This window comes from Streptomyces palmae (assembly GCF_004684805.1).
Lineage (GTDB): Bacteria > Actinomycetota > Actinomycetes > Streptomycetales > Streptomycetaceae > Streptomyces > Streptomyces palmae.
The window spans coordinates 1-12322 of sequence record NZ_SRID01000201.1; the positions used below are offsets into that span (position 1 = coordinate 1).

At 73.2% G+C, this 12322-nt stretch carries 14 protein-coding genes and 2 tRNA genes; 12 read left to right on the forward strand and 4 right to left on the reverse strand.

Features of this window, described 5'->3' with window-relative positions; translation table 11 throughout:
- The first annotated feature begins 66 nt into the window (after positions 1-66).
- Genes E4099_RS20035 through E4099_RS20045 form a run of 3 tightly spaced genes read left to right on the forward strand, consistent with a single transcriptional unit; the run spans position 67 to position 2857 of the window.
- Positions 67-1122 carry a chorismate-binding protein gene (locus E4099_RS20035; protein WP_135340472.1) on the forward strand — a complete coding sequence of 352 codons (1056 nt, stop codon included), beginning with the start codon at positions 67-69 and terminating at the stop codon, positions 1120-1122.
- On the forward strand, positions 1119-1967 hold the full coding sequence (locus tag E4099_RS20040) for an aminotransferase class IV (protein ID WP_135340473.1): 849 nt from the start codon (positions 1119-1121) through the stop codon (positions 1965-1967). The genes E4099_RS20035 and E4099_RS20040 overlap by 4 nt, the downstream gene beginning before the upstream one ends.
- Before the next feature lie 56 nt (positions 1968-2023).
- Positions 2024-2857: a GNAT family N-acetyltransferase gene (locus tag E4099_RS20045; protein ID WP_135340474.1), complete on the forward strand. Its 834-nt coding sequence runs from the start codon at positions 2024-2026 to the stop codon at positions 2855-2857.
- Positions 2858-2885: 28 nt separating this feature from the next.
- Here E4099_RS20045 and E4099_RS20050 read toward each other — a convergent pair whose 3' ends face one another.
- Positions 2886-3422 (reverse strand): DsbA family protein, encoded by a 537-nt coding sequence (locus tag E4099_RS20050; protein WP_167828428.1) that lies wholly within the window; start codon positions 3420-3422, stop codon positions 2886-2888.
- A gap of 202 nt (positions 3423-3624) precedes the next feature.
- Here E4099_RS20050 and E4099_RS20055 point away from each other — a divergent pair, with 202 nt between their 5' ends.
- Both E4099_RS20055 and E4099_RS33095 read left to right on the forward strand, forming a co-directional pair.
- Entirely contained in the window at positions 3625-4038 is a 414-nt protein-coding gene (locus E4099_RS20055) for a hypothetical protein (RefSeq protein ID WP_135340476.1), read from the forward strand.
- A 136-nt stretch (positions 4039-4174) separates the two neighbouring features.
- Entirely contained in the window at positions 4175-4345 is a 171-nt protein-coding gene (locus tag E4099_RS33095; RefSeq protein ID WP_167828429.1) for a hypothetical protein, read from the forward strand.
- A gap of 33 nt (positions 4346-4378) precedes the next feature.
- On the opposite strand, the gene E4099_RS20060 is transcribed toward E4099_RS33095, so the two are convergent.
- Positions 4379-4936, reverse strand: coding sequence for a CGNR zinc finger domain-containing protein (locus E4099_RS20060; RefSeq protein ID WP_135340477.1), 558 nt, complete (start codon positions 4934-4936; stop codon positions 4379-4381).
- Positions 4937-5150: 214 nt separating this feature from the next.
- Entirely contained in the window at positions 5151-5564 is a 414-nt protein-coding gene (locus E4099_RS20065) for an SsgA family sporulation/cell division regulator (RefSeq protein WP_003959770.1), read from the reverse strand.
- 190 nt (positions 5565-5754) lie between these two features.
- Here E4099_RS20065 and E4099_RS20070 point away from each other — a divergent pair, with 190 nt between their 5' ends.
- The 4 genes from E4099_RS20070 (at position 5755) to E4099_RS20085 (ending at position 7180) form a co-directional block, all read left to right on the forward strand.
- Positions 5755-6219, forward strand: a complete 465-nt coding sequence (locus E4099_RS20070; RefSeq protein WP_135340478.1) for a TIGR02611 family protein — start codon at positions 5755-5757, stop codon at positions 6217-6219.
- A 75-nt stretch (positions 6220-6294) separates the two neighbouring features.
- Positions 6295-6366, forward strand: a tRNA-Val gene (locus E4099_RS20075).
- Positions 6367-6567: 201 nt separating this feature from the next.
- On the forward strand, positions 6568-7044 hold the full coding sequence (locus E4099_RS20080; RefSeq protein ID WP_135340479.1) for an SRPBCC family protein: 477 nt from the start codon (positions 6568-6570) through the stop codon (positions 7042-7044).
- A gap of 64 nt (positions 7045-7108) precedes the next feature.
- Positions 7109-7180 (forward strand) — tRNA-Val (locus tag E4099_RS20085).
- Positions 7181-7260: 80 nt separating this feature from the next.
- Here E4099_RS20085 and E4099_RS20090 read toward each other — a convergent pair.
- Positions 7261-7986 carry a 3'-5' exonuclease gene (locus E4099_RS20090; protein ID WP_135340480.1) on the reverse strand — a complete coding sequence of 242 codons (726 nt, stop codon included), beginning with the start codon at positions 7984-7986 and terminating at the stop codon, positions 7261-7263.
- A gap of 214 nt (positions 7987-8200) precedes the next feature.
- On the opposite strand from E4099_RS20090, the gene E4099_RS20095 reads away from it, so the two are divergent.
- The 3 genes from E4099_RS20095 (at position 8201) to thrS (ending at position 12189) form a co-directional block, all read left to right on the forward strand.
- Positions 8201-8767, forward strand: a complete 567-nt coding sequence (locus tag E4099_RS20095; protein ID WP_135340481.1) for a DUF4365 domain-containing protein — start codon at positions 8201-8203, stop codon at positions 8765-8767.
- Complete coding sequence (locus E4099_RS20100; protein ID WP_135340482.1) at positions 8767-9951, forward strand: hypothetical protein; 1185 nt, start codon at positions 8767-8769, stop codon at positions 9949-9951. The genes E4099_RS20095 and E4099_RS20100 overlap by 1 nt, the downstream gene beginning before the upstream one ends.
- A gap of 258 nt (positions 9952-10209) precedes the next feature.
- Positions 10210-12189 carry a threonine--tRNA ligase gene (gene thrS / locus E4099_RS20105; RefSeq protein ID WP_135340483.1) on the forward strand — a complete coding sequence of 660 codons (1980 nt, stop codon included), beginning with the start codon at positions 10210-10212 and terminating at the stop codon, positions 12187-12189.
- Positions 12190-12322: the final 133 nt, after the last annotated feature.

Below are 12322 nucleotides of genomic sequence, written 5' to 3' on the forward strand. Positions count from 1 at the left end.
CCCCAGGTCTCGACCCATCCCGCGCCCCCCGGCACCCGCGCCCGGTCCGGTGGTGAGCAGCCGCCGATGGCGCGTTTCGGCAACCTGGTCGCGACCGATCTCCGCGAGGTGACCCGGGATCCGGCCGCGCTGGAGTCCAAGGGCTTCTGGGCGGTGGTCGCGGACTTCGAGGGCGGGCTGGTCTGCGCCCGCTTCGGCGACGTACGCACCGAGCCGGTGCCCGCCCCGGTGCCCGGCGCCTGGCGCGGACCGGCGCGCTCGGCCTGGACCTCCTCCATGGACCGGGCCGCCTACACCGGGGGAGTGCGCCGGGTCCGCGAGTACATCGCGGCCGGCGACGTCTACCAGGTCAACCTCTGCCGGGTGCTGTCCGCGGCACTGCCCGACCCGGCCCACGCGGACGTGGACGCGCTCACCGCGCTGCTGGCCCGCGGCAACCCGGCCCCGTACGCCGGCACCGTCCGGCTGCCCGCACACGGGGTGGAGGTGGCCACCGCCTCGCCCGAGCTGTATCTGCGGCGCACCGGCCGCAGGGTGGAGTCGGGGCCGATCAAGGGCACCGCGCGCACCGCGGCCGAGCTGCGGGAGAAGGACCGCACCGAGAACGTGATGATCGTGGACCTGGTCCGCAACGACCTCGGGCGGGTCTCGGTCCCGGGTACGGTGACGGTGCCGGCGCTGTGCGCCGTCGAGCCGCACCCCGGCCTGGTCCACCTGGTCTCCACGGTCGGTGGCGAACTGGCCGCGGACGCCGGCTGGGCCGAACTGCTGGCGGCGACCTTCCCGCCCGGATCGGTCACCGGCGCCCCCAAGTCCAGCGCGCTGCGGATCATCGGCGAGCTGGAGACGGCGCCCCGCGGCCCGTACTGCGGAGGCATCGGCTGGGTGGACGCGGACCGCGGCACCGGCGAGCTGGCGGTCGGCATCCGCACCTTCTGGATCGACAGGACCCCGCACGGCGCGACGGGCGGCGATCCGGTGCTGCGCTTCGGCGCCGGGGCCGGGATCATCTGGGACTCGGACCCGGAGCAGGAGTGGGAGGAGACCGAACTCAAGGCCGCCCGGCTGCTCGCGGTAGCGTCGGAGGCGGACGAGCTGCCGCCCGGAGGGACTCCACGATGACCAGGCCCACCACCCCCACGCCCCCGATCTGGCTCGACGGAGCCCTGCGCGAGGCGGACAGCGCACGGGTGTCCGTCCTCGACCACGGGCTGACCGTCGGCGACGGCGTCTTCGAGACCCTCAAGACCGAGCACGGCCGGGCCTTCGCGCTCACCCGCCACCTGGACCGGCTGGCCCGCTCGGCCCGCGGCCTGGGCCTGCCCGCACCCGACCTGGACGAGGTACGGCGGGCCTGCGCCGAGGTCCTGGCGGCCACCCCGATGCCCCGCGGACGGCTGCGCGTCACCTACACCGGCGGGCTCGCCCCGCTCGGCTCCGGGCGTGGCGAGGGCGGGCCGACCCTGGTGGTGGCCCTCGCCGAGACCGAGGCCGGGCCGGACACCACCGCCGCGATCACCGTGCCCTGGACGCGCAACGAGCGCGGCGCGCTGGCCGGGCTGAAGACCACCTCGTACGCGGAGAACGTGGTCGCGCTCGCCCGGGCGCACGAACAGCGGGCATCCGAGGCCCTGTTCGCCAACACGGCCGGCCGGCTGTGCGAGGGCACCGGCTCCAATGTGTTCGTGGTGCTGGACGGCGAGCTGCACACCCCGCCGCTCGCCTCCGGCTGCCTGGCCGGCATCACCCGCGCCCTGGTGGTCGAGTGGGCCGGGGCCAGGGAGACCGACCTGCCCTTCGAGGTGCTGGACCGGGCCGAGGAGGTCTTCCTCACCTCCTCGCTGCGCGACGTCCAGGCGGTGTCCCGGATCGACGGCCGCACCCTGGCGGAGGCGCCCGGGCCGGTCACCCTCAAGACCATGCGGATCTTCGCCGAGCGGTCGGCGGAGGACCCGGACCCGGTGTGAGCCGACGCGGCCGAAATTGCCATGACGCTACGCCGCCCAGCGGGTACAACACCGGGGTGACCACCACTTTGCGGCCCACCGCACCCGAGCAGCGCGGCGAGGACGGCGGGCGTTCCCGCACCTACGACGTCTGCGTCAACGGCCGACCCGTCGGACGGGTCGACCTCGCCACCGACGCCCGCTTCGGCCCCTCCGCCGGCCGGATATCCCATCTCGCCATCGATCCGGCCGACCGGCACCGGGGCCGGGGCACGGTGGCCGCGCTCGCCGCCGAGGAGGTGCTGCGCGGCTGGGGCTGCGTCCGGGTCGAGATCTCCGTCCCCGCGCCGGAGACCGAGGCGCTCGCCCTGGCCGCCGCGCTCGGCTACCAGGAGCGCGGCCGGAACATGAGCAAGAGGCTGGGCGAGGTGCCCTCGCTGCCCGCGGGCAGCGAGGCACGTCCGATGGCGGAGGCGGAGTACGGCCCGTGGTTCACCCGGGAGCGGGTCGGCTACATCCGCACCTGGGTCGACCGGGGCGTCCCCGAGGAGCAGGCGCGCGCCAAGGCCGACCGGGACTACGCCCAGCTGCTGCCCGAGGGCTGGGCCACGCCGGGGACCGTGCTGCGGGTGCTGGCGCACCGGGGCGCCGACGTGGGCACCCTCTGGGTGGCGCTCGACCCCCCGCAGGCGGAGGAGGACGCGTACGTCTTCGCGGTGGAGGTCGCCGAGGAGCACCGGGGGCACGGCCACGGGCGCGCGCTGATGCGCCTCGCGGAGGCGGAGGCGCTGGCCGCGGGGGCACGGACGATGGGGCTGTTCGTGTTCGCGGACAACACCCCCGCGGTGCGGCTGTACGAGTCCCTGGGCTTCCGCCCGGTCCAGCACTACTTCAACAAGCCGCTGGTGTAGGCCGCCGGACCCGGGCGACCCACCGGGTTCACCCCCGACCGCGCTCCGCGAGGAGCCGCTCGGCGATCTCCTCGATCCGCTCGCGCAGCCCCTCCTGGCTCTTGCCGCCGTCCAGGCGCTCCCCACCGATCACATAGGTGGGGGTGCCGGTCACCCCGATCGCCTTGCCCTCGGCCTGGTCGGCGTCGACGATCAGGATGTGCCGGCCGTCGACCAGCGCGGTGTCCATCTCCTCGGCGTCCAGACCCAGTTCCCGCGCCACCTCGACCAGCAGCGCCTCGCCCCGCGCGGGCAGCTCGTCCACCCGGGCCAGCACGGCCTCCACGAAGGGCCAGCCCTGGCCCTGCTCGGCGGCCTCCTCCACGGCCTGGGCCGCGGCGTGCGCGTACGCGTGCCGCTCCAGGGGGAAGTGCCGCAGCCGGATCTCCAGCGAGTCGGCGAAGCGGTCCCGCAGCGCCTGGACATCGGCCAGCGCGGTGCGGCAGTCGGGGCACTGCAGCTCGCACCACATCTCGAGGACGACAGGGGCGCTCGGCCCGGACAGGGAGGCACTGGTCTCACTCATGTGCCCAGTCTCCCAGCCGGCGCCGGCGCCGGCGCCCACGCACCCGGCCGGACCGGTGCGCCGGCGAGGCGGCATCCGGGCCGCGAGCGGCCCCTGAGGAGGAGACCGCCCCCGAGATGTCCCTGAGGACCGGCACGATCGTGGCCCGGGCGGGGCCCGCAGGTGCAGGATGGAAGCAAGACCCCACCGGCGGGAGGATCCGATGCTGACCGAGACCGTGTGCGTCGCGCTGTCCGCGGGCGGCCTGGCCATCGCCATGATGACGGCCTACCGCAGGCGCTTCCTGTCCGCGGCGCGGATCGCCGCCTACGCGCTGATCCCGATCGGCCTGGCGATGACCGGGATCCTCGGCTGGATCGAGGACCTGGTCTTCCACCCCAGCGTCTGGCTGGGCTTCGTCCTGCTCGGCGTCTCCTGGCTGCTGCTCACCGCCACCAGGGCGGTGGAGCGCCGCCGGCAGGGCGGTCGCGGCAAGCTTCCCGAGGGCGCCGCGGGCCGGCCGGTGAACGGCGGGCGGCCGTCGCGGGAGTCGCGCGGCAGGAGCGGGCGGAAGCCCGCCTCGGACGGGGACGACTTCTCCGACATCGAGGCGATCCTCAAGAAGCACGGGATCTGAGCTGAGCGAAAGTACGAGATCCTAGCGCCTCGGCGCGGCCGGCGCCGGGTCCCAGGACCGGATCGGGCGAACTGACCGGAGGAGAGTGCGTGTTGGTCGCCGGGCGCCGCGCCGCTGAGCCATGATCGCCCCCGAGATGCCGTACACACCCGGGGAACCGCCCCTCGTCGAAGAACCGCCCGCCCCACCGGACGAAGAGCGACTCGGCTGCCTCTTCGCCCTCTCCCAGCCCCCGCTGATGCTCTTCCTGGCGGTGATCGGCGCCCTGCTGCTGATCACCGCCGTGCACGATCTGTACCGCTGGTGACCGCGCCCGGTCCGCGCCACCGGCCTGGCGAACTCACTCCGCGGCTTCCCGGCGTCGCGCCCGGTAGGCGGCGACATGCAGCCGGTTGCCGCAGGTGCGGCTGTCGCAGTAGCGGCGTGAGCGGTTGCGTGACAGGTCCACGAAGGCCCGTCCGCAGTCCGGTGCCTCGCAGCGCCGCAGCCGCTCCCGCTCGCCCGCCACCACCAGGAAGGCCAGCGCCATCCCGCCGTCCGCGGCGAGGTGGTCGGCGAGCGAGGCGCCGGGGGCGAAGTAGTGGACATGCCAGTCGTAGCCATCGTGGTCGGTGAGCCGGGGCGTGGTGCCGGCGGCGGCGACCAGGGCGTTGAGCAGCGCGGCGGCGCCGGCGTCGTCGGTGGCCGTGAACACCTGGGCGAACTTCTCGCGCACCGACCGGGTCGCGCTCAGATCCCGCTCCGAGAACGGGCCGACATCGCTGACCTCGTTGCGCTCCACAAAGCGGCGCAGCGCGGCCAGATCGGCCAGGCCGTCCTGGTCCTCGCCCTGCGGCGCGGTGTTCACCAGGTCGACGACCGCGTCCAGCGCGCTCCGGGTGTCGTGGTTGATCAGCACGGATTGGCCCCCCTGGCCGCTCAGCGGTCGCCTTCGATCTGGCCGACTCTAGCGGCTCGGTGCACGGCGGTGCCCACGCCGCGGTGCCCCGCGACGACGGCACCGCCGTCCTGCTGCGTCCCCGCTGGGCGGGGCCCGCGCCGTCTCCCCGAGTCGGACGGCGCGCTCAGCTCACCGGGTGGACCTCCCCTGCATGCTCTGCGTGGGGGCCTCCTCAGCTCTCCGCGAGGATGTGGGAGAGCTCGGTATCGAGATCGAAGTGGCGGTGTTCGGTGCCGGGCGGTACGGCGGCGTCGGTCCGCTTGAGGAACGACTCCAGGGCCCGCGCCGGGGCTTCGAGGAGTGCCTCGCCTTCCGGGGAGCTCAGGGCGATGCAGACGACGCCCTGACCGTGGCTGCGGGACGGCCAGACCCGGACGTCGCCGGTGCCGGTGGGCCGGTGCAGGCCCTCGGCGAGGAGGTCGCGGGCGAACACCCACTCGACCGTCTCCTCGGCTCCGGTGTGGAAGGTGGCGTGCACGGCATAGGGATCGGCCGTGTCATACCGCAGGCCCGCGGGTACAGGCAGTGAGGACTCGCTCGACACAACGAGGCGCAGGTGCAGCTCGCAGCTGACCGTGGTGTTCATAAGCGCCAGGGCCTTTCGCTCAGTGTGCGCTCGGGGATTCGCACGTCGGCGAAATCGACATGCCACCTACGGTGCCGTTGTAAACCCCTCTGCCCGTTTTGCGGGTGTTCTGATAGCTCGGGCGGCCGAGTCTTCGGCGCACGGGTACCGCCATTCCGGTGAGTGTGATATTTCGGGTAGCGTGGTCTGCATGAATGCGGAGAGTGACCACCGGCGCCGTGCGGACTCATCTGAGCAGCCGCCCGGCGGCGCCACCGCCGCCGGGGACGGCGCGCCCGGCGGGCCGGTGCGCGGATCCAGGGCGCCGATGTTCATCCAGCGATCTCGCGCGCTGCACATCAGCTGGCAGGTCGGGGTGTTCGTGGTGGGCCTCGCGGTCGTCGTGGTGGGCGTCATCCTGCTGCCCCTGCCGGGTCCGGGCTGGGTCGTGATCTTCGCCGGCATGGCGATCTGGGCGACCGAGTTCGTCTGGGCCCAGCTGGTGCTGCGCTGGACCAAGCGCAAGGTCACCGAGGCGGCCCAGCGCGCGCTGGACCCCCGGGTGCGCAGGCGGAACATCATCCTCACCGTGATCGCGGTGGTGATCTGCGCGGCCGCGCTGGTCGCGTACGTCTGGAAGTTCGGCCTCGTCATGCCCTGGAAGATCGGGCAGTGACCGCGCTCACCGCGGGCCGCCCGGCCCACTGGTCAAGGGCACGCCCTGACATGCGCTAATGTTGAGCCTGCGCCCGGGCGATTAGCTCAGTGGGAGAGCGCTTCGTTCACACCGAAGAGGTCACTGGTTCGAACCCAGTATCGCCCACCCGGACCGAGGGGCCCGGAGGTTCACACCTCCGGGCCCCTCGGCGTATCCCCGGGCCGTACGGTGCCCTCTGTGCCCTCTGTGCCCTCTGTGCCCTTCGCGGCCGCCTGCGCCGGACGCCCGCCCGGCGCAGGCGGCCGCCGGCGAAGCGGTACGCGTGCGATGGCCGCCGGCGCCGGGGCGGAGCGGCAGACTGGGGCCATGGACTGGTGCCGCTACCGCTTCCGCGCCCACTGGGAGTTCGACGCCGCCCCCGAGGCCGTCTACGCGGTGCTCGCGCGCGCCGAGGACTACCCGCGCTGGTGGCCCCAGATGCGCGAGGTGCGCCGGGCCGAGCGGGAGGCGGGCGCCGCCCGCATCCGCTCCCTGATCCCCTTCGACCTGATGATCACCGCCCGGCTGACCCGCGAGGACCCGGCCGGCGGGGTCCTGGAGGTCGCGCTCGGCGGTGACCTGGAGGGCTGGGCCCGGTGGACCGTACGGCCTCGGGGAGCCGGCGCCCGGGTCCTCTTCCGGCAGGAGGTGGTGGTCCGCAAGTCGTTGCTGCGCCGTCTCGCCGTGCCCGGCCGCCCGTTCTTCCGGGCCAACCACGCGCTGATGATGCGCGGCGGACACCGCGGACTGCGCAGGGAGCTGGCCGCGGGTGGCGGCCGTGCGGCCGCTGCACCGGGAATTTGAAGGAAAGCGCCTCCGACCTGTATTGTTCATGTCGTTCCGCCGGGCAGGAAACGGCCGGACACCGGGGCGATTAGCTCAGTGGGAGAGCGCTTCGTTCACACCGAAGAGGTCACTGGTTCGAACCCAGTATCGCCCACCCCGACGAGGCCGGGCCGCCAACAGGCGGCCCGGCCTCGGGCGTTGTGCGGACCGGCCGACTTCCCGGAGGCCGATGTCTCAGGCGGCGGTGGGCAGCTGGGGGCGCAGCGGCCAGGCCGGGTCGCAGGTCTCGTCGGAGCCGTTGCGCGCGAACCACGCCTGGAGCCCGCGGGCCTGGGCCGCGTACCAGACCGCCTGCCGGGTGTGCAGTTCGGTGGGGGAGAGCCCCTCCAGCCGGGCCGCGAAGCGGCGGCCGATCGCGCGGGCCACCTCCAGCGCCGCCACCGCGTCCGCCGCCGCCTCGTGCGCGCCGGTCAGGTCCACCCCGTAGTGCGCGCACAGGTCGGTCAGCGTGCGCCGGCCCTTGCGGTAGCGGTCCAGGTGCTTGTCGAGCACCCGCGGATCCAGCACGCACAGCGGGTGGCTCTCCAGGTACGCGGACAGCGAGGAGTTGCGGTGCCGCCGCAACTCCCGGTCCAGCAGGGTCAGGTCGAACGGCGCGTTCATCACCACCAGCGGTATGCCGCGCAGCGCCTGCTCGGCCAGCCCCCGGGCCAGCTCCGCCATCACCGGCGCCGGCCAGCGGCCGTGATGCTGGAGGTGGTCCTCGGTCAGCCCGTGGATGGCCGTGGCCTCCTGAGGGACCGGCACCCCCGGGCTCACCAGCCAGCGCAGCACCTCCGGCATCCCGCCGGGCATGCGCTGGACCACCAGCGCCGCCGACACGATCCGGTCCTGTTCGACATCGACTCCGGTGGTCTCCGTGTCAAAGGCGGCGAGCGGCCCCTCGAACCAGCACGGCATGGCTCCAACTCCTCGTAGACCAAGGCGAGATGGCGCCCTCCGGCGCCGGGCGGCCCCGCCCCGAGCAGGTGATACCCGAACACCCGTGGAATCGAACCGTCCCGGTCCGGCATCGTTTGCCGGAACCACCGCGCGGAGACAACACCAGTGAGCGAACCGCGAGCGGCGCACCGACCGCCGCACCGCCAGGCACCACCCGGAAGGCAACAGGGACATGGCGCTCGCGCAGCCCGACCCGGTCACCGACCCGCCGCCCCAGCCGACCCCGCTGCGCGGCCAACTCGCCACCACCGCCTGCATGGAGACCCTCCAGGTGGGATACCTCCACGCGGTGGCCGCCGCCGCGGGCTGCTCGCTGGCACAGCCCTTCCCGGACAACGGCATCGACTGGCACGTCAGCCACGGCTCGCGCGGCCACACCGTCGACGACGAGGTGACCGTCAAGGTGCAGCTGAAGTGCACCTACCAACTCGCCCCGAGCCCGCCGGGGCCCACCTTCGGCTTCACCCTCGACAACGACCACCTGGTCAAGCTGGCCCGCAGCCCGGTGTCGGTGCACAAGATCCTGGTGGTGATGATCGCGCCCCGGCGCCAGGAGGACTGGCTGCGCGCCGGGCACGACCACCTCGCCCTTCGGCACTGCTGTTACTGGACGAACCTGGCGGGACACCCGGTCACGGGCCGCCGCCGGACCACCGTGCGCATCCCGACCTCACGCGTCTTCGACGACATCGCGCTCTGCGAGATCATGACGCGGGTCGGAGCGGGAGGGAGACCCTGATGCACCGGCCGACCGACGAGCCCGCGGCCACCTTGAACCCCGAGCAGGTCGACCCCGGCGTGCTCGGCGCGCTGCTCCACCGGCACGGATGGCGGCGCCGAGGCGGCGCCCCGGGCCGGTACGGGCGCTGGACCCCGCCGGACCCGTACACCGCCGGCACCAGCCTGCTGGTGCCGGAGAGCCAGGACTTCCCGGACAGCGCCGACCTGCTGGCCGAGGCGCTGACCGGGCTCGCCCGCTGTGCCGCGCCCAGCGCCCGCGAGGTGCTCATCGGGCTCACCCTGCCCAGCGACGAGATCCGCTGGTGGCGCGAGGTGCCCGAGGCCGCCGCCCCTGCCGCCTCCTGGGGCGCCCGGGAACGGCTGCGGGCCGCCGCCCGGGCGATGCTGTTGGCCGGAGCGCTGGCCACCCGCGGGCGGGTCGGCTACCACGGCGCCCGGCATCGCGCGGCGGCCGAGACGGCGCTGGACCAGGTGCTGCTGGGCCCGCCGACCGGTGGGGCGCTCACCGTCTTCGTCCCGGTGGACGGCGGGCGGGCCGCCACCGCGGCCCTGCTGCGCGCCCTGTACGCGACCCGGGACGCCGTGGACTACCAGCGGGCCACCGGGGGGATGGAGGCGTTCGACGCCGCGGTACGGGTCGGGGTCAGCCAGGAGTTGACGGCCGCCCTGGTGGACCTGGTGCGCGGCACGGAGGGGGCCCGTATCGCGCTGGAGTGGGCCCCCGCGGCGGGCCCGCCGGACGGCTTCACCGCCCGGCCCGAGCCGGTGGAGTTCTCCCCCGGAGACCTGCCGGCGCTGCGTGCGGCCGGTGCCCGCTACGTACGCGAGGAGCCGGCGGTGCCGGTACGGGTCACCGGCACGGTGTCCCGACTGCGCCGTGCGGCCCCCGACGGCCCCGGCACCGTACGGCTGCGGGTGCTGGCCGGCGCGGACGTCGCCCAGCTGCGCCTCCTCCTGGACGAGGACGACTACCGGACCGCCGGGCAGGCGCATCTGCTGGGACTGCCCATCCGGGTCAGCGGGCGGCTGGAGAGCCGCGGCGGCTTCCGCCGGCTGACCGGGGCCAGCGGGGTCGCCCCGGTGCCGGTGGACGGCGTGGAGCGGGACCGGCTGGCGAAGTCGCTCCAGGAGAACCAGGACATCCAGGACATCCAGGGGATCCAGGAGATCCAGGAAACCTAGGACGGCCAGCAGCCCCAGGGGGATCCGGGAGCCCGGGGGACCAGGGGCCCAGGAGGCCCAGGGAATCCCGGGGATCCAGCAGGGCCTGGACTTCTTCCGGGAGGTCCGCGGTGGCCGTCCCGACCGCTTGGGTCGGACGGCGGCCCGCGGCCCGCGGCCGGACCGGACGGTAACCATTTCGCGGTCGGACCCCTCGGCTCGGTACGATTCACGCTGCGCAGTGTCCGCTGCGACGCATCCATCAGTCAGGAGAGACCGGTGTCAGACGTCCGTGTGATCATCCAACGCGATTCCGAGCGGGAAGAGCGAGTGGTGACCACGGGCACCACGGCGGCCGACCTGTTCGAGGGCGAGCGCTCGGTGATCGCCGCCCGGGTGGCCGGAGCGCTGAAGGACCTGGCGTACCAGGTCGCCGACGGCGACGAGGTGGAGCCGGTGGAGATCTCCAGCCCGGACGGGTTGGACATCCTGCGGCACTCCACCGCCCACGTCATGGCCCAGGCCGTGCAGGAGCTCTTCCCCGAGGCCAAGCTGGGCATCGGCCCGCCGATCCGCGACGGCTTCTACTACGACTTCGACGTGGACAAGCCGTTCCACCCGGACGATCTCAAGCGCATCGAGAAGAAGATGCAGGAGATCCAGAAGCGCGGGCAGCGGTTCGCGCGGCGGGCGGTCAGCGACGAGGCGGCCCGCGAGGAGCTGGCCGGCGAGCCGTACAAGCTGGAGCTGATCGGCCTCAAGGGCTCCGCCGCGGACGCCGCCGAGGGCGCCTCCGCCGAGGTCGGCGCCGGTGAGCTGACCATCTACGACAACCTGGACGCCAAGACCGGCGAGCTGTGCTGGAAGGATCTGTGCCGCGGGCCGCACCTGCCCAGCACCCGGCTGATCCCGGCCTTCAAGCTGATGCGCTCGGCCGCCGCCTACTGGCGCGGCAGCGAGAAGAACCCGCAGCTCCAGCGCATCTACGGCACCGCCTGGCCGTCCAAGGACGAGCTGAAGGCGCACCTGGAGTTCCTGGCCGAGGCCGAGAAGCGCGACCACCGCAAGCTCGGCACCGAGCTCGACCTGTTCTCCATCCCGGAGGAGCTGGGTTCGGGTCTGGCGGTCTTCCACCCCAAGGGCGGTGTGATCCGCCGGGTGATGGAGGACTACTCGCGCAAGCGGCACGAGGAGTCGGACTACGAGTTCGTCAACACTCCGCACATCACCAAGGCCAACCTCTTCGAGACCTCGGGCCACCTGCCGCACTACGCGGAGTCGATGTTCCCGCCCATGGAGTTCGAGGGGCAGGACTACTACCTCAAGGCCATGAACTGCCCGATGCACAACCTGATCTTCAGGGCGCGCGGGCGTTCGTACCGGGAGCTGCCGCTGCGGCTCTTCGAGTTCGGCACCGTCTACCGCTACGAGAAGTCCGGTGTGGTGCACGGCCTCACCCGGGCCCGCGGCTTCACCCAGGACGACTCGCACATCTACTGCACCAAGGAGCAGATGGCGGACGAGCTGGACAACCTGCTCACCTTCGTGCTGAACCTGCTCCGCGACTACGGCCTGAGCGACTTCTACCTGGAGCTGTCCACCCGCGACGACTCCGAGAAGTTCATCGGTGAGCCGCAGGAGTGGGAGGAGGCCACCGAGACGCTGCGCCAGGCCGCCCAGAAGCAGGGCCTGGAGCTGGTCATGGACCCGGGCGGCGCGGCCTACTACGGCCCGAAGATCTCCGTCCAGGCGAAGGACGCGATCGGCCGCACCTGGCAGATGTCCACCCTCCAGGTCGACTTCCAGCAGCCCAAGCGGTTCGGCCTGGAGTACACCGCGGCGGACGGCTCCCGGCAGCAGCCGGTGATGATCCACCGCGCGCTGTTCGGCAGCATCGAGCGGTTCTTCGCGGTGCTGCTGGAGCACTACGCGGGCGCCTTCCCGGCGTGGCTGGCCCCGGTCCAGGCGGTCGGCATCCCGATCGGTGACGCGCATGTGCCCCACCTCCAGGAGTTCGCGGCCCAGGCGAAGGCCAAGGGGCTGCGGATGGAGGTGGACGCCTCCTCCGACCGCATGCAGAAGAAGATCAGGAACGCCCAGAAGTCCAAGGTGCCGTTCATGGTCATCGCCGGTGACGAGGACGTGGCCAACGGCGCGGTGAGCTTCCGCTACCGCGACGGCTCGCAGAAGAACGGCATCCCGGTCGCCGAGGCCCTCGCCGAGATCGTCAAGGCCGTCGAGGACCGCGTACAGGTCTGATCGCACACCGCCGAGCACGTGGACCGGGCCCCGGGAGGCATCACTCGCCTCCCGGGGCCCGGTACGTCTCGCCGTCCTCCCGGAACTGCCGCATCAGCCAGGACGAGAACGAGGCCACCACCGCCCCCACCAG